Annotated in this window: 1 protein-coding gene; it reads left to right on the forward strand. The window is 69.3% G+C overall.

All coding sequences use genetic code 11. The annotated features are described in order from the left end of the window. The coding region (gene tssI, locus J5M58_RS26325) for a type VI secretion system tip protein TssI/VgrG (protein WP_207880279.1) at nt 1-505 on the forward strand (505 nt) is incomplete at both ends.

Below are 505 nucleotides of genomic sequence, written 5' to 3' on the forward strand. Positions count from 1 at the left end.
GTACGCGACCGATAGCGGCAACGAGGCGGTCGTGCACGAATCTCAGACACTCGTGCAGCCTTCGAGCTTGCCGTATCGCTCGCCGCGCGCGACGCCGCGGCCGCGCACGAACGGCCCGCAGACGGCGACCGTCGTCGGCCCGAAGGGCGAGGAAATCTGGACGGACCAGTACGGGCGCGTGAAGCTGCAATTTCGCTGGGACCGCTACGGGCAGAGCGACCAGAACTCGTCGTGCTGGGTGCGCGTGTCGAGCCCGTGGGCGGGCGGCGGCTTCGGCGGCGTGCAGATCCCGCGCATCGGCGATGAGGTGGTGGTCGATTTCCTGAACGGCGACCCCGATCAGCCGATCGTGACGGGGCGCGTGTACAACGGCGAGAAGATGCCGCCATGGGGGCTGCCCGGCAGCGCGACACAAAGCGGGCTGCTGTCGCGCTCGTCGCCGGGCGGCACGGCCGAGCATTCGAACGCGTTTCGCTTCGAGGACAAGAAGGGCGCGGAGCAGCTG

This window comes from Pseudomonas sp. 32_A, assembly GCF_017490905.1.
Taxonomy (GTDB): Bacteria; Pseudomonadota; Gammaproteobacteria; order Pseudomonadales; family Pseudomonadaceae; genus Aquipseudomonas; species Aquipseudomonas inefficax.